This window comes from Pseudaquabacterium rugosum (assembly GCF_038066575.1).
GTDB lineage: Bacteria > Pseudomonadota > Gammaproteobacteria > Burkholderiales > Burkholderiaceae_C > Pseudaquabacterium > Pseudaquabacterium rugosum.
On record NZ_JBBUTF010000016.1, the window covers coordinates 113,069 to 132,370 of the forward strand.

Sequence of the window (19,302 nt, forward strand, 5' to 3'; positions counted from 1 at the left end):
CGGCCGCGATCGCTCAGGCCCGGCTGAGGTTGGCCACCCGCACGCCCAGCAGGCGGATGCGCTGGCTCAGGTCGACGCGTTTCAGGCACAGGCCGGCGGCCTGGCGGATGGCCTGGGCATCGGCCGTCGGCGCGGTGATGGTCTGGTCGCGGGTGACGGTGCGGAAGTCCTCGAAGCGCAGCTTGATGCCGATGGTGCGGCCGACATAGCCCTTGCGCTGCAGGTCGGCCGCCACCTGGCGCGCCAGCTGGGTGAACACCGTGCCCAGCGTCTCGCGGTCGCGCCGGGCGTGCAGGTCGCGCTCGAAGGTGGTCTCGCGGCTCAGGCTGACCGGCTCGTGGTGGGTGACCACCGTCCGCTCGTCGCGGCCGTGGGCGGCCTGGTGCAGCCAGGCGCCGTAGCTGCGGCCGAAGCGCTCGATCAGCCCGCCGGGCTCGGCCCGGGCCAGCTCGCCGATGGTGCCGATGCCCAGGCCTTCGAGCTTCGCGCCCGCCTTCGGCCCGATGCCGTTGATGCGGCGCACCGGCAGCGGCCAGATGCGCTCGGCGATGTCGTCTGCGGTCAGCAGGCACAGGCCGTCGGGCTTGTCGAGGTCGCTGGCGATCTTGCTCAGCAGCTTGTTCGGCGTCAGGCCGACCGAGCAGCTCAGGCCGGTGGCCGCCCGCACGTTGTTCTTGATCTCCTGCGCGAGCGCGCGCACGCCGCCGTGCGGATCGTGGCCGACGGCCTCCTGGGCGCCGGGCACCTCGGTCAGGTCGATGTAGATCTCGTCGATGCCGCGGTCCTCGATCACCGGCGCGATCTCGGCCACCGCGGCCTTGAAGCGCCGCGAGTACAGCCGGTAGCGCTCGAAGTCGGTGGGCAGCAGCACCGCCTGCGGCGCCCGCAGCGCGGCCTTCATCAGCCCCATGCCGCTGTGCACGCCGAGATCGCGCGCGGCGTAGGTGGCGGTGGTGATCACGCCGCGGCCGGTGTAGTCGCCCAGCAGCGCGTAGTGCCGGCGGCCCTCGGCGTCGGTTTCCGGCTGGTGGCGCCGGCCGCCGCCGATGACCACCGGCTGGCCCCGCAGGTCCGGATAGCGCAGCAGCTCGACCGACGCATAGAAGGCGTCCATGTCGAGGTGGGCGATCCAGCGGCGGGGCGCGGGGCGGGGCGGGGCCATCGGGCCATTGTCGGGGCCCCCGCAGCCGGGTGTGACGCGCCGCACGCATCGCGCAACACGGCTCTACAAATGTGCAGGATGCACATATACTGTGGTCGTGACGGCGCCTGGCGTCGTCACCGCCCGCCGGGGGGAGGGGCGATCCGCGTCATCGCGGCCCGGTCGTACGGGGCCGCCCCACAGCACCTCAGCCTCTCGCACAGGAGAACGGCCATGTCCGATCGACCGTCCCGTCACCGCAGCGCCACCGGCGTCGTGAGCCCCGCCCGCCCGTCCACCATCGCCTTCGCCGCGGCGGTGCGTCCGCGGGGGCGTGGCTCGCTGGCGCTGGCGGCCTGCGCCGTCTCGGCCGTGCTGGCCCTGGTCAGCGCCTGCGGTGGCGGCGGTGGCGCCAGCGGCACGGCCCTCACCAGCACCGACAGCACCACCAGCAGCGCCTCGGCCTGGTCCGAGGGCACGGTCAGCGGCTTCGGCTCGGTCATCGTCAACGGCGTGCGCTACGACGACAGCACCGCCACCGTGGTCGACGACGACGGCCTGACGACGAAGGTGACGCTCGGCGCCCGGGTCGAGGTCACCAGCAGCAGCGTGACCACCGCCAGCGACGACAGCAGCACCGCCGTGGCCGGCAGCATCACCGTGCGCTCGCAGCTCACCGGTCCGGTGGCCAGCGTCGACACCGCCAGCTTCGTCGCCCTCGGCCAGACGGTGGACGTGACCGAGGCCACCGTCTTCGACAGCACGCTGGCCAGCGGCCTGTCCTCGCTGGTGGCCGGCAGCACCGTGGTGCGCGTGCACGGCCTGGTCGACAGCGTGACCGGCCATCTGCTGGCCACGCGGGTCGAGTCCGTCACCGCGGCCACCGCCTACGCGCTGCGCGGCACCGTCAGCGCCCTCGACACCACGGCCACCACCTTCAACCTCGGCGGTGCGGCCATCGTCTACGGCAGCGCCAGCAACATCCCGACCGCGCTGGCCGATGGCCAGTCGGTGCGCGTGGTGCTGTCGACCACGCCGGACAGCGCCGGCCGCTGGGTCGCCACCGCCTTCGGCAAGGCCGCCCGCAGCACGACGGCGGCCACCGACGCCCGCGTGCGCGGCACCGTCACCACCTACACCAGCGCCACGAGCTTCGCCGTCAACGGCATCACCGTCGATGCCAGCGCTGTCACCAGCCTGCCGTCGACGCTGGCCGTCGGCGTCGAGGTCGAGGTCCAGGGCACGCTGGCCAACGGCGTGCTGGTGGCCAGCGCCGTGACGCTGAAGTCCGAGGCCCGCGGCAGCGGCAGCCAGGCCAAGGAGCGCTACGAGCTGCACGGCACGATCAGCGCGCTCGATGTCACGGCGCAGACCTTCGTCGTGCGCGGTGTCACCGTCGGCTATGGCAGCGTCACCAGCTGGCTGCCGAGCGGTGCCAGCGCCGCCAGCCTGGTCGATGGCGTGAAGGTCACCGTCAAGGGCGCCCTCGGCAGCGACCGCAGCACGCTGACGGCCACCACGGTGCGCATCCGCAGCTGATCCGGCGGCTGCGGCATGATCGCCGCCCGGCCGTGGTGACCGGGCGGCGGTGCGTGCCGATGGCCGGTGGCGGGTCCCGCAGGCTTCGCCGGCCGTGCCGACCGACCGACCCGCCCCGACCGTTTCTCTTCACCTGTCACGTCCCCTCGTCCTGCCTTCCCGCCCTGAGCCGTGAGCGATCCGACCGATCCCCCACCGTCGCCCGCGACCCCCGCCGAGGCGGCCGCCGCAGCCGCCGCGCCGCTGGCCGCGCCCGCGCTGGCCCAGGCGCTGCGCGCGCTGCTGCAGCCGCTGGCGCAGCTGGCGCTGGCCCACGGGCTGACGCACGCCACGCTCGACGAGCTGTTGCGCCAGGCCCTGGTGGCGGCGGCCGACGCGCGGCTGGAGGCCGAGGGCGCGCTGCCGGCGCACCGGCGGGCCAGCCGCATCACGACGGCCACCGGCATCCACCGCCGCGACGTCACCCGGCTGCTGGCGCAGCGGCGTGATGGTGGCGAGGCCCAGGCCGTGGCGCAGCGCTCGCAGGCCAGCGAGGTGTTCGCCCGTTGGCGTGCGCTGCCCGACTACTGCGACCGCCGCGGCTCGCCGCGCGAACTGCCGCGCCAGGGCCCGTTGCCCAGCTTCGAGACCCTGGCCCAGGGCGTGACCCGCGACGTCCACCCGCGCAGCCTGCTCGACGAGCTGCTGCGCCTGGGCGTGGCCGCCCACGACACCACGCGCGACAGCGTGCGCCTGGTGCGCGAGCACTTCGTGCCCGCCGGTGACGGCGACGCGATGCTGCAGGTGCTGGGCCGCAACGTCGGCACCCATCTGCAGGCGGCCGTCGACAACGTGCTGGGCGCCGGGCGTCCCGGCGCGCGCCGCCATTTCGAGCAGGCGCTGTTCGCGCGCGGTCTGTCCGACGAGGCCCTGCGCGAGCTGCAGCCGCTGGTCGAGGGCCAGTGGCAGCAGCTGATCGACGCCCTGGTGCCGCGGCTGCAGGCGCTGGTCGACCGCGACGACGCGGCGGCCGAGGCCGATCGCGCCGCCGGCCATGCCCCGGCCGCCCGCGCGCAGTGGCGCCTGGGCCTGTATGCCCACGACCGCGCGCTGCCGCCGCCGGCCCCGGATGCGCCGCACGCCCCGGATGCCCCGCCGGCCCCGGAGGCCGGGCACCCCCCCGATGCCGATGCCGCCGTGCCCGCGGCGCCCCGCCGCGCCCCGCGCCGCACCCGCAGGAATGCCGACGATGCCGTCTGATCCCCACCTGGTCGCCCCGTCGACCTGCCCCCCCGAGCGCGCCGCCGCCGCCGCGCCGCCACCGGCCCTGCGCCGATGGTGGCGGCAGATCCGCGAGTACCTGCCCGACGTGCTGGCCTTCACCGGCGCGCTGCTGGTGGCCGCGCTGGCCGCGGTGCTGCTGGTGGTGCTCGGCGGCTGTGGCGGCGGGGTCGGCACCGAAGGCACCGGCTCCTACACGATCTCCTCGTCCGGCACGATCAGCGGCTATGGCTCGATCGTCGTCAACGACGTGCACTTCGATGAATCGACCGCCGCCATCGTGGCCGACGACGACAGCGCGACCACCGCCGACGTGCTGGCACTCGGCATGACGGTCGAGGTGCAGGCCGGGGCCATCAGCACCGACAGTGCCGGTCGCCAGCGCTCGACCGCCCGCCAGGTGCGCGTGGTGCGCGCCATCCTGGGTCCGGTGACGGCCGTCGACACCGCGGCCGGCACCGCCACCGTGCTGGACCAGACCGTGCAGGTGCGCGCCGACACCGTCTTCGGCGATGGCCTGGCCGATGGCCTGTCGGCGCTGGGCGTCGGCCAGGTGGTCGAGGTCTACGGCGACTGGGATGCCACGGCCCAGCGCTGGCTGGCCACCCGCATCGCGTCGGTGACGACGCCGGTCACCCAGTACAGCCTGCGCGGCGTGGTGACGGCCGTGGCCGGCGCCACGGTCGAGGTCTGCGGCCGCCGCTATGACGCCAGTGCGCTGTCGTCCAGCGGCGTCCAGGCCGGCAGCGAGGTGCGGCTGGTGCTGGCGGCCGCCACGGCCGAAGGCGCCTGGAAGGCCACCGACGGCCAGGCCCGCGAGCGCGACGACGACGACGGCCGCCAGGCCCAGCTCGAAGGGGTCATCGGCCAGCTGCTGAGCGCCCGCCTGCTGCTGCTCGACGGCGTGGTGGTCGACATCGGGGCGGCTGTGGTCTCCGGCACGCCGGCCGCCGGCGCACCGGCACGGGCCATCGGCTACTGGCGCAACGGCCAGCTGGTGGCCACCCAGCTGGTGGTCCGGGCGACGACCCAGGTGCAGACCTTCGTCTTCGAGGGTCAGCTGCGGGCGGTCGACACCACCGCGCGCACCGTGACGCTGCGCAGCGGCAGCGCCGGCCAGGACCTGACGATCAGCCTGGCCGGCAGCAGCCTCGAATGGAAGAACGGCCTGAGCCTGCAGGCGCTGGCCGCGCTGGTCGGCCGCCGCTTCGAGGTCAAGGCGGTGCTGGCCAGCAATGGCGTGCTGCAGGCCACGCAGATCAAGCTGGAGCGATGAGCGCGGCCGGCGCCGCGCGTCCGGCCTATCTGACCACCGTCGCCTGGCTCTTGCGTTCGACGTACCCGCTGCGGGTGGCGGCCGTGTTGTCCGGGCAGCTGGCGGCGCTGCCGTTGCAGGCCACCGATTCCAGCGTGTAGAAGGTGCGCTGCTGCGAGACGCCGGCGCTGCTCTCGCCTTCGTCATAGAGGAGGGCGCTGCAGCGCACGGTGACCTGCACGCCGGTGAGGGTCCTCAGGTCCAGCGTCTGGCTGGTGACGGCGCTGGCGCAGGCGGTGCCCCAGCTCCCCTTGAGCACCTGCCACAGCGCCCAGTCCAGCCCGCTGCGCGCGGCCGCGGCGGCGCGCGTGGCCTGCAGATCCTGCTGCATCGCGGTGTTCGACTGCACCGACAGCCGAAGCACGGCCGCGGCCATCGCCGCCAGCATCACCAGCAGCAGCACGACGGCGATCGCGCCCAGGCCTCGGGCCGGCGGGCGCGGGGCAGGGCGCGACGGTGCCCGGCGGCGCAGGCCGTGGGCGGGGCGGGCGGGACCGGCGGGTCGGGCCGGGCCGGTGGCGGTCAGGGTCGGGGTCGGGCGCGGGGCGGTCATGGCACGTTCATCACGTGGGCGCCCATCGTCAGGCTGGCGCGGGTGTTGGCACGGGTCAGCTCGATCTGCACCGAGATGAAGCCGCTCTGCTGGGTGGCCGCCTGGTTGGCCGTGTAGACGAAGCGGCAGGCGCTGACCTGGCGCGTGACCACGGCGGCGCCGGTGGTCGACGGGCAGGCGTTTGGCGCGCTGGCGTTGAAGCCGTAGTTCTTCAGCCGGTAGAGCACGCCGGGGGCGTCGCCCCGACCGTCCAGCGTGCTGCTGGCGCCGGCGCAGACGTAGAACACCGCGCCCTCGCTGGCCGGCACCACGCTGAAGCGCCCGCCGTCATAGCCGAGCGGGAACTGCTGGGTGTCCACGCGCAGGCGCAGCGTGCCGGCGCTGGCCGGCGGCGTGCTGACCTGGCGGATCACGCTGCGGTTGCTGCCGCTGTAGACATCGTCCGGGTTCTGGTTGTCGACCACCAGCCAGTCGTTGACCTGCGGCGTCGCGCTCAGCGGCCCCAGCACGTCGAACTCGGTGGTCGTGGTGCTGGTGTCCAGCCACAGCGCGCCGTCGCCCGGATGGGCGATGTCGGGGCCGGCGCGGTAGCGGCCGCCGGTGCGCGTGGGCACCAGCTCGAAGCAGCTGGTGTCCGGGCTGCGGATCGAGTTGGGCACCGCGCTGCGCACGTCGCGCAGCATCAGGCGCAGCGCGCCGTCGGCCTCGTCGACCAGCGCGGCGCGGGTGCGCAGGCCGAGAAAGCTCTCGACCGCCGGCCGGTAGAACACCGCCGTCGTCGCCCCCAGTGCCGCGAAGATGACGATGGCCACGATGACCTCGATCAGCGTGAAGCCCGGGCGCGGGCCGGGCCGCACGGCCGGCACGGGCCGCATCGGCCGCATCGGCCGTATGGCTGTCGCGCTGCGGCCGCGGTGATTCCGGGGCTGACGGTGGCTGGGGCGGCTCATCATGAGGCGTAGTCCGTGCGCCAGCCCACCAGCGTGTAGCTGCGGCCGCCGTGGCTGACGGTGATCGTGATGCGCTTGGCCGCGGTCACGCCGACCAGCGTGTCGGTGGCCACGCTGACGCTGACGGTGTAGGCCGCCAGCGCACTGATCGCCGTGCCGTTGACGGTGCAGATGCCGCTGGCCGCATAGCCGTGGTAATCGCTGACGTCGTTGTAGGTGTCGCGCGCGCAGCCGGCCGCGGCGGTGTTGGCCTGCGGCTGCCAGGTCTTGAGCCGGATCTCCTCCAGCAGGTCCTGGGCGATGGCGCTCATCTGGCGCGTGACCACCGGCTCGGCACTGGCCCGGGTGGCGGTGCCGAAGGCGCCCATCACGCCGACCAGGCCGATGCCCAGCACGACGATGGCCATCAGGGCCTCGATCAGCGTGAAGCCGCGGTGGCGGCGGCGGCCGTGGCCGTGGCGGTGCTGGACAGGCACGGACCTCATGGGCTCACTCCACATGACCGGTGTCGCCGGTCACGCTGATCGCGGTCTGGCCGCTGACCGTGATCACGGCGTTGACCGGGGTGTTGCCGGCGCCGTCGCTGGTCACGCGGCCGTCGGACTGGACGTACAGGGTGGCCGGGCTGGCCGCGGTGGCCGGCGCGCGGCTGCTCCAGGCCCAGCGGGCGTCGCCGTCGGGGCCGCGCAGGGTCGCGTCGCAGCTGCTGGCCGGCTGGGCGCTGGCCATCGACAGCGTCACGCTGCCGGTGGCGACGGTCACGCAGACCAGGCGCCGATGGCCCTGGGCCGTGGCGCGGGCCGTGCGCAGCGCGCTGATCACCTGTTCGCGCCAGGCCGTGTCGGCGCTGGCCAGCGCGCTCTCCAGGCGCGGCAGCGCGACGACGGCCAGCACCGAGGCCGCCAGCATGACCACCACCAGCTCCATCATCGTGAAGCCCCGGGAAGCGGCGCGCGGGCCTGGCCGGTGGGTACATCGCGGACGGGTGTTCACGGCAGGTCCTCCTCGCGGATCGAGCGCAGGGTGGTGGCCGGATCGCCCAGCCATTCGGGGCGGTAGATGCCGAAGCCGGCGCGCGCGGCCGGATCGGCCGCCCAGCCGCTGGCGCAGGCGCCCCACTGGCTGCGCAGCCAGGGCCGCAGCCCGCCGCTGGTCGACGGACGCAGGCCGTTGCAGCTGGCGTCCGTGGCGGTCGCACCCAGGTTGAGGGCGACGTCGAACAGCACGCTGGTGCCGGTCGGCGTCGGCGCGGCCAGCGTCAGCTCGCCCAGGCCGGCGCTCAGCGTGGGGGTGATCGACAGCACGCTGCTGTTGGCGCTCACCGTCCGGCCGTCGGCGCCGCGCGGGGCCGACAGGGCGATCTGGGCCGTCGACAGCGTGGTGCAGTGGTCGGCCGTGTGCGGCACCCAGCTGCTGCCGCTCCAGTACTCGGCGCGCAGCGGCAGGCGCAGCGTGCCGGCGGCCGGCCCGTAGCGGCCGAGCAGGCGCAGCCGGCCGCTGCGCAGCAGCACGCTGGCCTCGCTGCCGCCGCCGGCCGGCGCCGAGCTGACCCCGCTGGCATCGGTGGCGCGCCAGCGCAGCGTGGCCGGTCCGCTGGTCTTGCTGCTGAAGGCGTAGACCGGCGCGCCGCTGCCCACGCCCTGGCTGAAGGCGCTGGCGGCCAGGCTGTCGGCGCTGGTGCTGCCGGCCACCGACGGCGTGGGGGTGGCGGTCAGCGTCACCGTCTTCGCGTAGGTGGGGCTGGTGGCCGCCGTGCCGTCGTAGTTGCGGGTCACGCCGCCGGCGGCGTTGCGCGCGGTCACCGTCACCGGCGTGGGCTGGCCGGCATAGGTGTAGCCGCCGCTCAGGCAGGCGGCGCTGGCCGTCAGGTCCAGGTGGTGCGGGATGAAGGGCCCGACGCTGCCCGACGAGGCGCTGTTGATGCCGCTGGTGGCCAGGTAGAAGCAGGTCTTGGTCTGGCCCGGCGCCGGATCGACGCCGCCGAACTGCGCCACCGTGCACGGCAGGCTGCCGCTGCGGTTGCCCAGCGTGCGCCAGGCGGTGGTGGTGCCGTAGGCGACGATGGCGACCACGCCGGTGGGCAGGGTGCAGGTGGCGCCGTCGGCCGCGCAGGTGAACACGCTCAGGTTGCTGCCGCCGCCGGTGTTCCAGCCGGTGCCCAGGTAGTCGGCGCTGGTCAGCAGCGTGGTCAGGTCGATGGTGCCGACCTCGTCGTAGCGGATGTCGCTGATGGCGGCCACGCCGTTGACGAAGCTGCCCAGGCTGGCGCTGAAGGTGCCGCTGACCGCGCCGGCGCCGGTCGGCCGCGCCCGCACGAAGTTCAGCTGCGCCGTCTCCGGCGGGCTCTCGCGGCCGAAGTTGGGCGTCACCGCGCCGGCGTTGTTGATCGCCTGCAGGGTGGCCGTGAACGGCGTGCCGGCCACCTTGGCACCGGCGGCCACGGTCACCGCCAGATACCAGGGCTGGGCGACGAAGGTGTCCGAGCCGGTCATCGACAGCCCGCTCTCGTAGACCGTCGTGCCGGTGTAGCTGGCGCTCACCCGCATCTGGCCGACGTCGGCATAGCGCAGCGTGGTGGTGGCCACGCCGCTGGCATTGAAGTCCAGGCCGATGGCCCGGCCGCCGGCATCGCAGGCCGCGTTGGCATTGGCGCTGGCGTTGAGCGCGCTCTGGAAGCCGGCGGGGCCGAGGCGCACCGCGCGCGTGCCGCTGGCCGGGTTCAGGTAGGTGCAGCTGAACTGGATCGATTTCGTCACCGAGGCGAAGGCCGGTGTGCAGGCCAGGCTGGCGTCGTCGGTCTTGACGGCCGAGACGGTGATCGTCTTCGTCAGGTCCGAGACATGGTGCGGGATGTCGAACAGGAAGCCCGAGGTGGCCGAGGTGTGGGTGCACTCGGGGCTGCCGAAGTCGCAGCGGTTGGTGCTGGCGGGGGCGGGTGATTCGTTCTCGGTGAGGAACTTCAGCGTGCCGGCCTTGGTGACGTGGGCCCGCATCGTCGTCGTGCTGGCGCCCGCGGCGATGGTGAAGGCGGTGGTGTCGGGCCAGCCCACGCTCATGCCGGGCTGGGTGTCGCTGATGCCCAGCGTGCCGCTGACGCCGCCGGTGTAGCGGGTGCTGCAGTCGGCGTTCTGGCAGGCGATCAGGGTCAGGGTGGCGGGCGCGCAGGTCACGCCCTGGCCGGCGCCGGCATGCGCGATGCGCACGTGGTGCAGGCCGCTGACCACCGTCAGCGCGCAGCTGTTGCCGGCTGCGGCGGTCACGCCGAAGCCGCAGTAGAGCGCGGGTGCGGTGGTGGCCGCCGGCGAGACGCCGGTGCTGCCCAGCGTGACGCTGCCGCCGGGGCTGAACGCGGCCTGCACCGTGGCCGTGCTGGCGCCGCTGGCGATGGTGAAGGCCGGGCCGCTGCTCCAGCTGGCCGTGGGCGTGCCGCTGCTGCTGAGGCTGCCGCTGACGCCGCCGGTGTAGAGGCTGGAGCAGCTGGCATTGGCGCAGGCCTTGACGGTGAAGCTGGTGGCGGCGCCCGCGCTGACGCTGGCCGCGGCGCTGGCCAGCTCCAGGTGGTGCAGCAGCGAGCAGGCCGGCGTGGCCGTGCGGTCGGCGTTGATCTCGGTGGTGGTGAGCTCGTGGTTGTAGATGCGCACCGTGTCGAAGTGGCCGTCGGCCGAGCGCTGGATCGGCGTCGCGCTGGAGCGGTTGTCACCGATGTAGAGCGTGCCGATGCCGCTGGCCAGGCCGGGCAGGGCGACGGTGAAGGTCGCCTCCGACATGATCGAGCCGTTGACATAGGTGCGGATGCGGCTGGCCCCGCTGCCGGCCACCAGCTTCCAGGTGACGGTGATGTGCCACCAGGCCCCGTCGGACATCGCGTCGTTCTTGAACACCGCATGTTCGGCGCCACTGGCGCTGTTGACGGTGAAGCCCAGGTCGACGTCGATGGTCGAGGGGCTGGCGCTGTCGTCGTCGCGGTAGATCAGGAACTGCGCGCCGTTGGCGGTCGTCGCGTCCATCAGCACCCGGTCGGAGGAGTCGGTGCTGGTCGAGTAGTACCAGAAGCTGATCGAGCCGGTGCCGCCCACCGTCGAGGGCAGGGCGATGCCGGTGTTCAGCGCCAGCGCGCTGCTGCTGGTGTTGGTGTTGACGTCCAGGCCGCGGCAGGTCTTGCCGCTGGCCGTGGTGGTCACGCCGCCGACGGCGGTCGCGTGGCGGCCGTTGCCGCTGGCGTCCAGCGCCTCGCCGGCCACGCCCGAATAGCCGCTTTCCTCGAAGCGGTACTCGGCCACCAGCGCGGCGCGCACGCTGGCCGGCAGCAGCAGACCGACGGCCAGCGCCAGCAGCGCCAGCAGGTGCTGCACGGACCGCCAGGGCACGGCCTGGCGCATCGGGTGGGGGGCGCAGGGCGTGCGGCGCAGGGCCGATCGCGGGTTCGGGGCGGCATCGATCGGACGGGGGCTCACGGCAGATCCTGGATGTGGGTGGCTCGCTGGCTGTCCGTGCGCGCGATGCCGAAGGTGACGGTGGCGGTCGGGTCGCTGTCCCAGCCGTTGGCGCAGCTGCCCCAGCGGCTGCGCAGCCAGCCCAGACCGGCGGCCGAGCCGCTGCTGCCCGGGGTCTGCGCGCGGCAGCTGCGCGGGTTGCCGGTGCCGCCGAGGTTGAGCGTCAGCTCGAAGGTCGCCGTGCGGCCGGCCGGCGTGGGCGCGGCCAGGCTCAGGCTGCCGACGCCGCCGCTCAGGCTCAGGCCGGTGACGCTGGTCTGGCCGCTGCCGGCCGAGCCATCGGCGCCCCGCACATGGCTGACGACCACCTGCGCGGCGCCCAGCCCCGGTGCGGTGCAGCTGTCGTCGACGCTGGGCTGCCAGGTGTTGCCGCTCCAGTACTCGACGCGCAGCGGCACCTGCAGCGGCTGGTCGACCGGACCGTAGGCATGGGCCAGCACCAGACGGCCGCTGCGCACCGTCATCGCCGTCTCGGTGCCGGTGGCCGAGCCCACGCCGTCGGCGTCGGTGGCCCGCAGCCGCAGGCTGCGCGGGGCGGTCTGCTTGCTCGCGGGGGTCCAGGTCTGGCTGAAGGTGGTGCTGCCGGCGATGAAGGCGCTGGCGGCCAGCGTCGGGCTGCTGTTGCCCAGGCTGAGCAGGGTGCCCAGGCCGGTCAGGTCCAGCACCGTGCCCAGCGTCGCGTCGACCAGCGAGAAGCCGAGCGTGCGGGCGAAGGCGGGGCTGGTCGCGCCGCCGCCGTCGTAGTTGCGGGTGATGCCGCCACCGGCGGCCCGCGCCGTGATGGTGACCGGATAGGCCTGGCCGCCATAGCTGAACACGCTGCCGCAGGCCGGGATCAGCACGGTGTCCAGATGGTGCGGGCGGAAGGGGCCGAGCGTGCCGGTGCCGCCGGCCTGGGCACCGCCGGTGACCACGTACCAGCAGGTCTTGGGCAGGCCCGGCGCCGGGTCGCTGCCGAAGGTGGCGGTGTTGCAGTCCACGCTGCCGCTGCGGCCGGCCAGCGTGGTCCAGGCGGTGGCGGTGCCGTAGTGGACGGTGGCCACCGCATCGGCCGGGATCACGCAGGTGCCGGCGCAGGCCACGCCCAGGCCGGTGCTGCCGGCCACCGTCTGGCCGCTGGCCAGGTAGCTGCCCGAGCTCAGGCGGGCGGCGAGGTCGATGCGGCCGACCTCGTCCCAGTTCAGGTCGCCGGCCGTGGCCGCGCCGCCGCTGAAGCCGCCCAGCGTGGTCGTCGTGCTGCTGCCGCGGCGCAGCGTGCCGTCGACCGCGCCCGCGCCCTGGGGCTGCACCCGCACATGGCCGAGGGTGACCGTCTCGGGGCTGGCCTCGCGGCCGAAGTTCGGGGTGGCGCCCAGCAGCGCGTGGACGGCCGTCACCGTGGCACTGAAGTTCTGGCCGGCGACCGGGCCGCTGCCGGTCGACGCCGTCACGGTGAAGCCGGCCGGCCGCACGACGGCGCTGGCCGAGCCGGTCATCGTCAGCCCGTTGTCCTGCGTCAGCACGCTGCCGGTGTAGCGCGCGTCCAGCCGCAGGCGGCCGACATCGGCGTACTGCAGCGTGGTCGTGGCCTGGCCCTGGGCGTCGAACAGCAGCGGCAGGCTGCGGCCGCCGGCATCACAGGCCGCCGTCGCGCTGCCCGAGGCGTTCAGGCCGAGGGCGGTCAGGCGCAGCGCGCGGCTGCCGCTGGCCGGATCGAGGTAGGCGCAGCTGAAGTTGACTGTGCGCGTGGCCAGCGCGAAGGCCGGCACGCAGCGGGTCGAGGCCTCGTCGCGCTTGATCGCGGTGATGGTCAGCGTCTGCAGCGTCTCGGCCACGTGGTCGGCGAAGGACAGTTGCAGAGCGGCATCGGCCGCGCTGAACGCGCATTCCGGGCTGCCGAAGGTGCAGTGGGTGCCGTGGTCGGCGGCCACGGTCAGGCTGCCGGCGCCGAGCGTCACCGGCGAGTCCGGCGTCAGCACCTGCAGGTTGACGGTGGTGCTGCTGAGCCCGGGCACGATCAGGAAGCCGGCGCCGAGCACACCCGGCCAGCTCACGGCCGCCGTGCCGCTGGCCGTCAGCGTGCCGCCGACGCCGCCGATGAAGGGCGTCGAGCAGTCGGCATTGCGGCAGGCCTTGACCGTCAGCGTGCTCGGCGCGCAGCTCAGGCCGGTGCCGCTGGCATGCTCGATGCGGATGTGGTCGAGGCCGGTCGAGCAGGTGTGGGTCTCGGCATACAGGCCGCTCACGTCGCTGGCGCTGGCCGCGCCGTGCAGGATGCGCAACTGGTCGACCAGGCCGGCGTAGCGGTAGCCGGTGTTCGCGCCGTAGCCGCTGACGCGCACCGTCGACGACAGCAGCGCGTTGGCCAGCTGCGGCGAGCCGGCGCGCTGGGTCAGCGTCCTGGCCGCGCCGTCGATCCACAGCGTGTTGGCGGTGACGCTGCCGTGCGTGAAGACGGCCACCACATGGTGCCAGCCCAGCGCCAGACCGACGCTGCTGGTGCCGTAGAGGTCGGCGTTGTCGGTGTTGAAGCCGAAGTTGGTGCCCGAGAAGAACAGGCCGTACTTGTTGCCCACGCTGACGACGAGCTGGTTGTTGCCGCCGTTCCAGTACATCCAGAACGCGACCGTCATCTGCGCGCCGCTGGCCACCGTCACCGGCAGGCCGTCGATGCGGAACTGGCCGCCGCCGCTGGCCGGGCCCGGCAGGCTGGCATAGCCGCAGCTGCCGGTGGTGCCGACGCGGGCGGGCAGCAGCGTCAGTGCCGAGGGCAGGGGGCTGCCGGCGGCCGTGCCGTGGAAGGGGCCCTCGATGCGGCCGGCCGTGTCCTCCAGCTCGCCGGCGGCGCCGCTCCAGCCGCCGTCCTCGAACTCGTAGCGGCCGATCAGCCGGGCGGCGCAGGCCGTGGTCTGGGTCAGCAGGACCGCGGTCTGGGCCGCGGTCAGGGCCGCGCGGTGGATGCGCACCTCGTCGATCGCGCCGCCGAAGGCGTAGGCCGCGGTGTTCTCCATCAGGCCCAGCAGGTTCAGGCCGGCCGCGTGGGTCTCGCCGCCGATGGTGATCGGCCCGCTGTCGCCGCCCATCGAGGTCTCGCCGAAGCTCTGGGTGGTGGTGTTGAGCAGCGTGCCGGCGGCCGAGTAGACGCGGATGAACTTGGTCTGGGTCTCGAAGTCGATGCCGGCGGCGACGAAGTACCAGGTGCCGCTGGCGATCACGGCCGGCGTGTCGAACGACCCCTGTGACCAGCCGCGCGTGATGAAGCGCAGCCGCCCGGCGCCGCCGTCGGCCAGCGACAGGCCCCAGCCGCCGCTGTTGTGCTCGTCGTCGATGACGATGCGCTGGTCGGGCAGGCTGGCGTCGTCGCTGCGGATCCAGGCGCTGACGGTGAAGCTGTCGCCGCCCGTGCCGAGGTTGGGCAGCCCCGCGGGCAACTGCACGAACTGCTTGGACGCACGGCTGAACTGGCCGTAGCCGCAGCTGCCGCTGGACCCCGGATCGGCCGGGTTGACCAGCCGCGTCGAGGGCCGGGCGCTGCCCAGGCCGCCGGCCTGGCCGTGCCCGCCGTTGCCCGAGCTGTCGAGCACCTCGGCCGCGGCGCCGCTCCAGGCCGCCTCGTTGAAGCGCAGCTCGGCCAGCGCGTTCTCGTTGCGGCGCCACACCAGCGTCAGGCCGTTGCCGATGACGGCGCTGTTGCGGGCGTACTGCACGACGTCGCCGTCGGCGACCTCCAGGCCGACGAGCGCGCCGGCATCGTTGGTGAAGTTGGTCAGGCCGTCATGGGCGCCGCCGTAGCCGTCCACGTTGCCATAGCGGTAGACGATGGTGCCGGACTCGTGGATCTGCACCTGGAAGGTGGCGGTGGCCCACAGGGTCTGGCCCAGCAGGCTGCAGCTCAAGGAGTTGAACAGGTTGTAGCCGCAGCGGTAGTGCGCGTTGATCCAGGAGACGACGAACACGCGGTGGGGTGCCGTGCCGCGGGTCTCGTGGCGGATGTCGCCCGATCCGGGCCACAGGTCGTCCCACAGCGGCATCAGCACCGCGTCGATGGCCGGCTTGCCCGAGGCGCCGTTGAGCGGCAGCGCGCCCTGGGTGCCGGACGTGGACGTGCCGGCGAACTGCAGCATGCCGTTGCTGCTGATGCGCACGCTCGAATAGCTGGTCGAGCCCAGCGTGATCGAGAAGCCCATGGCCTTGGCCGTCGACACCTCGTTGTCAGCCAGCCACAGGCCGGTGCCGGTCCAGCTGATGTCGATCCAGGGCCAGGTGGTGGCATTGGACGCGCTGTCGTCCACGCTCCAGCTGGCGGCGTGGGCCGGCGCCAGCAGCAGTACGGCCAGGCACAGCGCGGTCCACAGCCGCACCAGCACGGCCCGGACGTTCCGCGTCCGCGCGGTCGGCGCGGCGGGCCGGCGCTGGCTGCGGACAGGGCCCGGCAGCGACCGGACGGGCGGAACAGCGGAGACACACATGGTCCGCATGGTGGCGTGCGGGCGGCGGGGGCCAGACGGCGAAAAGCCCGCCAGGGGCGGGCTTGTTCTGCGCGGGAGGCGGGCCTGGCCGGCCCTGCGGCTCACGGCGTTCAGTTGCCGGCGGCGATGCCCTTGAAGGTGCCGGTCACGCTGTCCGGGCCGGTGATCGTGCAGTCGTCCTCGTCGCCGTTGGCCACCGTCGCGTCGCTGCCGTCGATCGGCAGTGCGGTGGGGGTGTAGCCCGTCGGCAGACCGCCGACCAGCAGGGTGCCGATCTGGTTGCAGTTGCTGATCTGCCGGCACTGCGTGCCCGTCAAGTGTCCGGTCAGCGAGCAGCCGGCGTAGTTGACGGTCATGGCGCTGGCGGCCGCACCGACGACGCCCTGCATGGCCGCGCTGCGGGCATTCGTGCCCACATCGAGGAAGCGGGGCATGGCGACGGCGGCAAGCACGCCGAGGATGACGATGACGACGATCATCTCGATCATCGTGAAACCTTGGCGACGAGGCATCATGGTCTGGGCTCCAATGTCGGTAATGCAGCAGGTGATGAGGCGGTGGTTGTTCCGGGGCGGAACGTGGCCTGCTGCCGACGCTCGCCCTGCGGGTACCTGGGTTGTCGGCCGCCGTCAGCCGTTCTTGAATGCCGCGTTGCCCAGTTCCCACATCGGCAGGAACACGCCGAGGGCGAGCAGCAGCACGAGGGCGCCCATGATCACGATCAAGATCGGCTCGATCTGCTGCGACAGCGTCTTGAGCTCGTACTGCACGTCGCCGGTGTACAGGCCCGCGATCTCGTCCATCAGCTCGTCGATCGAGCCCGTCTCCTCGCCGACGGCGATCATCTGCAGCACCACCGGCGTGAACACGCCGGCGGTGATGGCCGAGCGCAGCAGCGTGTCACCGCGCTCGACCTGCTCGCGCATGCCCTCGACCCGGGCGGCGATGAACTCGTTGCCCACCGTCTGCGCGGTGACGGTCAACGTCTGCTCGATCGGCAGGCCGCTGCTGAGCGCCAGCGACATCGACCGCGCGAAGCGCGCCAGCGTGGCCTTGCGCACGATGCTGCCGGCCAGCGGGAACTTCAGCACCCACTGGTCCCAGGTGCGCCGTCCCGCCTCGGTGTGGATCCACTGGCGCCACAGCGCCCACCAGGCCACGCCGACCAGCGCGATCAGCCAGCCCCAGTCCAGCGTCAGCCGCGAGCTGGCGATCAGGATCTTGGTGGCCAGCGGCAGCTCGGCCTTGAAGCTGGCGAAGACCTGCGCGAAGGCCGGCACCACCATGACGTTGATCACGCCGATGGCCGCGGCCATGGCCAGCATCACGAAGCCCGGGTAGCGCAGCGCGGACTTCACCTGCTGCGCCATGAACTGGTCGAATTCCAGCTGGTCCGACAGGCGCTTGAGCACCTCGTCGAGGCGGCCGGTCATCTCGCCCACGCGCACCATCGCGATGTAGAAGGCGCTGAACAGCGGCTGCTGTTGCGCCATGCACAGCGACAGCTCCAGGCCGGATTCCAGGCTGCGGCGCATCTCGCCCAGCGTGTTGGCCAGGCGCGGGTTGCCGCAGCCCTCCTGCAGGCCGGCCAGTGCCCGCAGGATGGGCACGCCGGCGCGCAGCAGCACGTGCAGCTGGCGCGAGAACAGCATCAGCTCCTGCACGCTGACGCGGCCCTGCAGCCACTGCGGGCGCGCCCAGCTCACCGGCTTGGACAGCGCGTCCAGCCGCTGGGCGGTGATGGTCAGCGGCACGATGCCGCGCGCCTGCAGCTGGGCGGCGGCGGCGGCCGTGTCGTCGGCCTGCAGCAGGCCGCTGACCGGCTGGGCGCCGCTGCGGCCGGTGAACAGGAAATCAGGCATGGTGGTGCGTCTCAGTCCTCACCCTGGTTGCCGGCGCGCATCGCTTCGTCGAGCGTGGTGCGGCCGTGCAGGGCCAGGCGCAGCGCGTCGCGGCGCAGCGTGTGGCCGGCCATCTGCTGGCGGGCGGCCAGCGCGAAGCGGGCCGGGTCTCCGCTGCTGATGGCCTCGGCCAGTGGCGGCGTCATCTCGACGAGCTCGTAGATGCCGGTGCGCCCGCTGTAGCCGGTCTGGTTGCAGTCGCTGCAGCCCTGGCCCTGGCGCAGGCGCGAGAGATCGACCTGCTGCTGGCCGAGCTGCACGCGCAGCCATTCCTGCTGCTGGGCGGTCGGTGACACCGGCGCCGCGCAGGTCGGGCAGACCGTGCGCACCAGGCGCTGGGCCAGCACCAGCTGCAGGCTCATGGCCACCATGTAGCGCGGCACGCCCATGTCGATCAGGCGCAGCGGCGTGCTGGCGGCGTCGTTGGTGTGCAGCGTCGACAGCACCAGGTGGCCGGTGATGGCTGCGCGCACGCCGATCTCGGCCGTGGTCTGGTCGCGCATCTCGCCGATCAGCAGCACGTCCGGGTCCTGGCGCAGCGTGCTGCGCAGCACGCGGGCGAAGCTCAGGTCGATCTTGTCCATCACCTGCACCTGGTTCAGACCGGGCAGGCGGTACTCGACCGGATCCTCGACGGTGATGATCTTGCGCTCGGTGTCGTTGAGCTCGTTGAGCGCCGCGTACAGCGTGGTGGTCTTGCCCGAGCCGGTCGGGCCGGTGACCAGGATCATGCCGCTGGGCCGGGCCAGCGCCCGGCGCAGCGCGACGTCCGCGCGTGGCGGCAGGCCCATGCGGTCGAGCGACATCAGCGCCGCGCTGCGCGTGAGCAGCCGCATCACCACCGATTCGCCGAACTGTGTGGGCAAGGTGGAAATCCGCACATCGACCGCGCCGGCCTGCACCTGGACCTGGAAGCGGCCGTCCTGCGGCAGGCGTTTCTCCGAGATGTCGAGCCCGCTCATCAGCTTCAGCCGCAGTGCGACGGCCGAGGCGATCTTGGGCTCGGTCTGGGTCTGCACGTGCAGCACGCCGTCGATGCGGAAGCGGATGCGCAGGTGCCGCTCCATCGGCTCGATGTGGATGTCGGACGCGCGTGAGCGCAGCGCCTGTTCGAACATCGAGGCCAGCAGCCGCACCACCGGTGCGTCCTCGGCGCTGAGCGCGCCGGCCCCCATCAGGCTGGCCAGGCCATCTTCGACGCTGCTCAGTTCGCTGGTCAGCTCGCGGGCGAAGCCGGCGATCTCGTCCTCGGCGCGGAAGGCCTGCTCGATGGCGGCCAGCAGCTGGCTCTCCGGCACCACGACGAGGTCGATCTCGCGCCGCGTCAGCCGTGCCACCTCGTCGTAGGCGCCCAGATCGGTCGGATCGGCCAGCGCGACGTAGAGCCGCCCGTGGTCGCCGAGCGCGATCGGCAGCGCGCGCAGGCGCCGGGCATGGACCTCGGGCAGCAGGCGTGCGGCTTCGGGCTGCGGCGGCTCTTCGCTCAGGTCGACATAGGGCGCGCCGATCTGGCCCGCCACGGCCTGGGCGATGCCGGCCTCGGTCACCCATTGGCGGTCGATGAAGACGCGGCCCAGCTTGCGCCCGCTGCGTTTCTGCTCGGCCAGGGCGTCGTCCAGCTGCGCGGGCGTGATCAGGCCCTGCTGGATCAGCAGGTCACCGAGGCGAAAGCGTTGCGGGCGGGCCATGGTCGTGCGTGGCG

Annotated in this window: 13 protein-coding genes; 3 read left to right on the forward strand and 10 right to left on the reverse strand. The window is 73.3% G+C overall.

All coding sequences use genetic code 11. The annotated features are described in order from the left end of the window. Positions 1-13 precede the first annotated feature (13 nt). Positions 14-1,162, reverse strand: coding sequence for a DNA polymerase IV (gene dinB, locus AACH11_RS17455; RefSeq protein WP_341375536.1), 1,149 nt, complete (start codon positions 1,160-1,162; stop codon positions 14-16). A 213-nt stretch (positions 1,163-1,375) separates the two neighbouring features. Between dinB and AACH11_RS17460 the strand changes: the two genes are divergently transcribed. The 3 genes from AACH11_RS17460 to AACH11_RS17470 all read left to right on the forward strand — a co-directional run bounded on the left by AACH11_RS17460 (position 1,376) and on the right by AACH11_RS17470 (position 5,216). After that, positions 1,376-2,680: a DUF5666 domain-containing protein gene (locus AACH11_RS17460; protein WP_341375537.1), complete on the forward strand. Its 1,305-nt coding sequence runs from the start codon at positions 1,376-1,378 to the stop codon at positions 2,678-2,680. A 171-nt stretch (positions 2,681-2,851) separates the two neighbouring features. After that, positions 2,852-3,919 carry a DUF6502 family protein gene (locus tag AACH11_RS17465; RefSeq protein ID WP_341375538.1) on the forward strand — a complete coding sequence of 356 codons (1,068 nt, stop codon included), beginning with the start codon at positions 2,852-2,854 and terminating at the stop codon, positions 3,917-3,919. Then, positions 3,909-5,216, forward strand: coding sequence for a DUF5666 domain-containing protein (locus AACH11_RS17470; protein ID WP_341375539.1), 1,308 nt, complete (start codon positions 3,909-3,911; stop codon positions 5,214-5,216). Before AACH11_RS17465 ends, AACH11_RS17470 begins: the two co-directional genes overlap by 11 nt. Before the next feature lie 25 nt (positions 5,217-5,241). Here the strand turns inward: AACH11_RS17470 and AACH11_RS17475 are convergent, their stop codons facing one another. The 9 genes from AACH11_RS17475 to AACH11_RS17515 form a co-directional block, all read right to left on the reverse strand. Beyond that, positions 5,242-5,808 (reverse strand): MSHA biogenesis protein MshP, encoded by a 567-nt coding sequence (locus AACH11_RS17475; RefSeq protein ID WP_341375540.1) that lies wholly within the window; start codon positions 5,806-5,808, stop codon positions 5,242-5,244. Next, positions 5,805-6,683 carry a prepilin-type N-terminal cleavage/methylation domain-containing protein gene (locus AACH11_RS17480; RefSeq protein ID WP_341375541.1) on the reverse strand — a complete coding sequence of 293 codons (879 nt, stop codon included), beginning with the start codon at positions 6,681-6,683 and terminating at the stop codon, positions 5,805-5,807. Before AACH11_RS17480 ends, AACH11_RS17475 begins: the two co-directional genes overlap by 4 nt. Positions 6,684-6,757: 74 nt before the next feature. Further along, complete coding sequence (locus tag AACH11_RS17485) at positions 6,758-7,243, reverse strand: type IV pilus modification PilV family protein (RefSeq protein WP_341375542.1); 486 nt, start codon at positions 7,241-7,243, stop codon at positions 6,758-6,760. A 4-nt stretch (positions 7,244-7,247) separates the two neighbouring features. Beyond that, on the reverse strand, positions 7,248-7,751 hold the full coding sequence (locus AACH11_RS17490) for a pilus assembly FimT family protein (RefSeq protein WP_341375543.1): 504 nt from the start codon (positions 7,749-7,751) through the stop codon (positions 7,248-7,250). Then, positions 7,748-11,212, reverse strand: a complete 3,465-nt coding sequence (locus AACH11_RS17495) for a DUF6701 domain-containing protein (RefSeq protein WP_341375544.1) — start codon at positions 11,210-11,212, stop codon at positions 7,748-7,750. The genes AACH11_RS17490 and AACH11_RS17495 overlap by 4 nt, the downstream gene beginning before the upstream one ends. After that, entirely contained in the window at positions 11,209-15,597 is a 4,389-nt protein-coding gene (locus AACH11_RS17500; protein WP_341375545.1) for a DUF6701 domain-containing protein, read from the reverse strand. The genes AACH11_RS17495 and AACH11_RS17500 overlap by 4 nt, the downstream gene beginning before the upstream one ends. A 212-nt stretch (positions 15,598-15,809) precedes the next feature. After that, positions 15,810-16,214 carry a prepilin-type N-terminal cleavage/methylation domain-containing protein gene (locus AACH11_RS17505; protein WP_341375546.1) on the reverse strand — a complete coding sequence of 135 codons (405 nt, stop codon included), beginning with the start codon at positions 16,212-16,214 and terminating at the stop codon, positions 15,810-15,812. Between the two features lie 114 nt (positions 16,215-16,328). Further along, positions 16,329-17,561: a type II secretion system F family protein gene (locus AACH11_RS17510; RefSeq protein WP_341375547.1), complete on the reverse strand. Its 1,233-nt coding sequence runs from the start codon at positions 17,559-17,561 to the stop codon at positions 16,329-16,331. Positions 17,562-17,572: 11 nt separating this feature from the next. Then, positions 17,573-19,288 (reverse strand): GspE/PulE family protein, encoded by a 1,716-nt coding sequence (locus AACH11_RS17515; protein ID WP_341375548.1) that lies wholly within the window; start codon positions 19,286-19,288, stop codon positions 17,573-17,575. Between the last annotated feature and the right edge of the window lie 14 nt (positions 19,289-19,302).

Coding starts and splice junctions, on each gene's coding strand:
- AACH11_RS17480 (WP_341375541.1), bottom strand. CDS start 6,683: ATGCGGCCCGTGCCGGCCGTGCGGCCCGGCCCGCGCCCGGGCTTCACG.
- AACH11_RS17470 (WP_341375539.1), top strand. CDS start 3,909: ATGCCGTCTGATCCCCACCTGGTCGCCCCGTCGACCTGCCCCCCCGAG.
- AACH11_RS17510 (WP_341375547.1), bottom strand. CDS start 17,561: ATGCCTGATTTCCTGTTCACCGGCCGCAGCGGCGCCCAGCCGGTCAGC.
- dinB (WP_341375536.1), bottom strand. CDS start 1,162: ATGGCCCCGCCCCGCCCCGCGCCCCGCCGCTGGATCGCCCACCTCGAC.
- AACH11_RS17515 (WP_341375548.1), bottom strand. CDS start 19,288: ATGGCCCGCCCGCAACGCTTTCGCCTCGGTGACCTGCTGATCCAGCAG.
- AACH11_RS17505 (WP_341375546.1), bottom strand. CDS start 16,214: ATGATGCCTCGTCGCCAAGGTTTCACGATGATCGAGATGATCGTCGTC.
- AACH11_RS17485 (WP_341375542.1), bottom strand. CDS start 7,243: ATGAGGTCCGTGCCTGTCCAGCACCGCCACGGCCACGGCCGCCGCCGC.
- AACH11_RS17475 (WP_341375540.1), bottom strand. CDS start 5,808: ATGACCGCCCCGCGCCCGACCCCGACCCTGACCGCCACCGGCCCGGCC.
- AACH11_RS17460 (WP_341375537.1), top strand. CDS start 1,376: ATGTCCGATCGACCGTCCCGTCACCGCAGCGCCACCGGCGTCGTGAGC.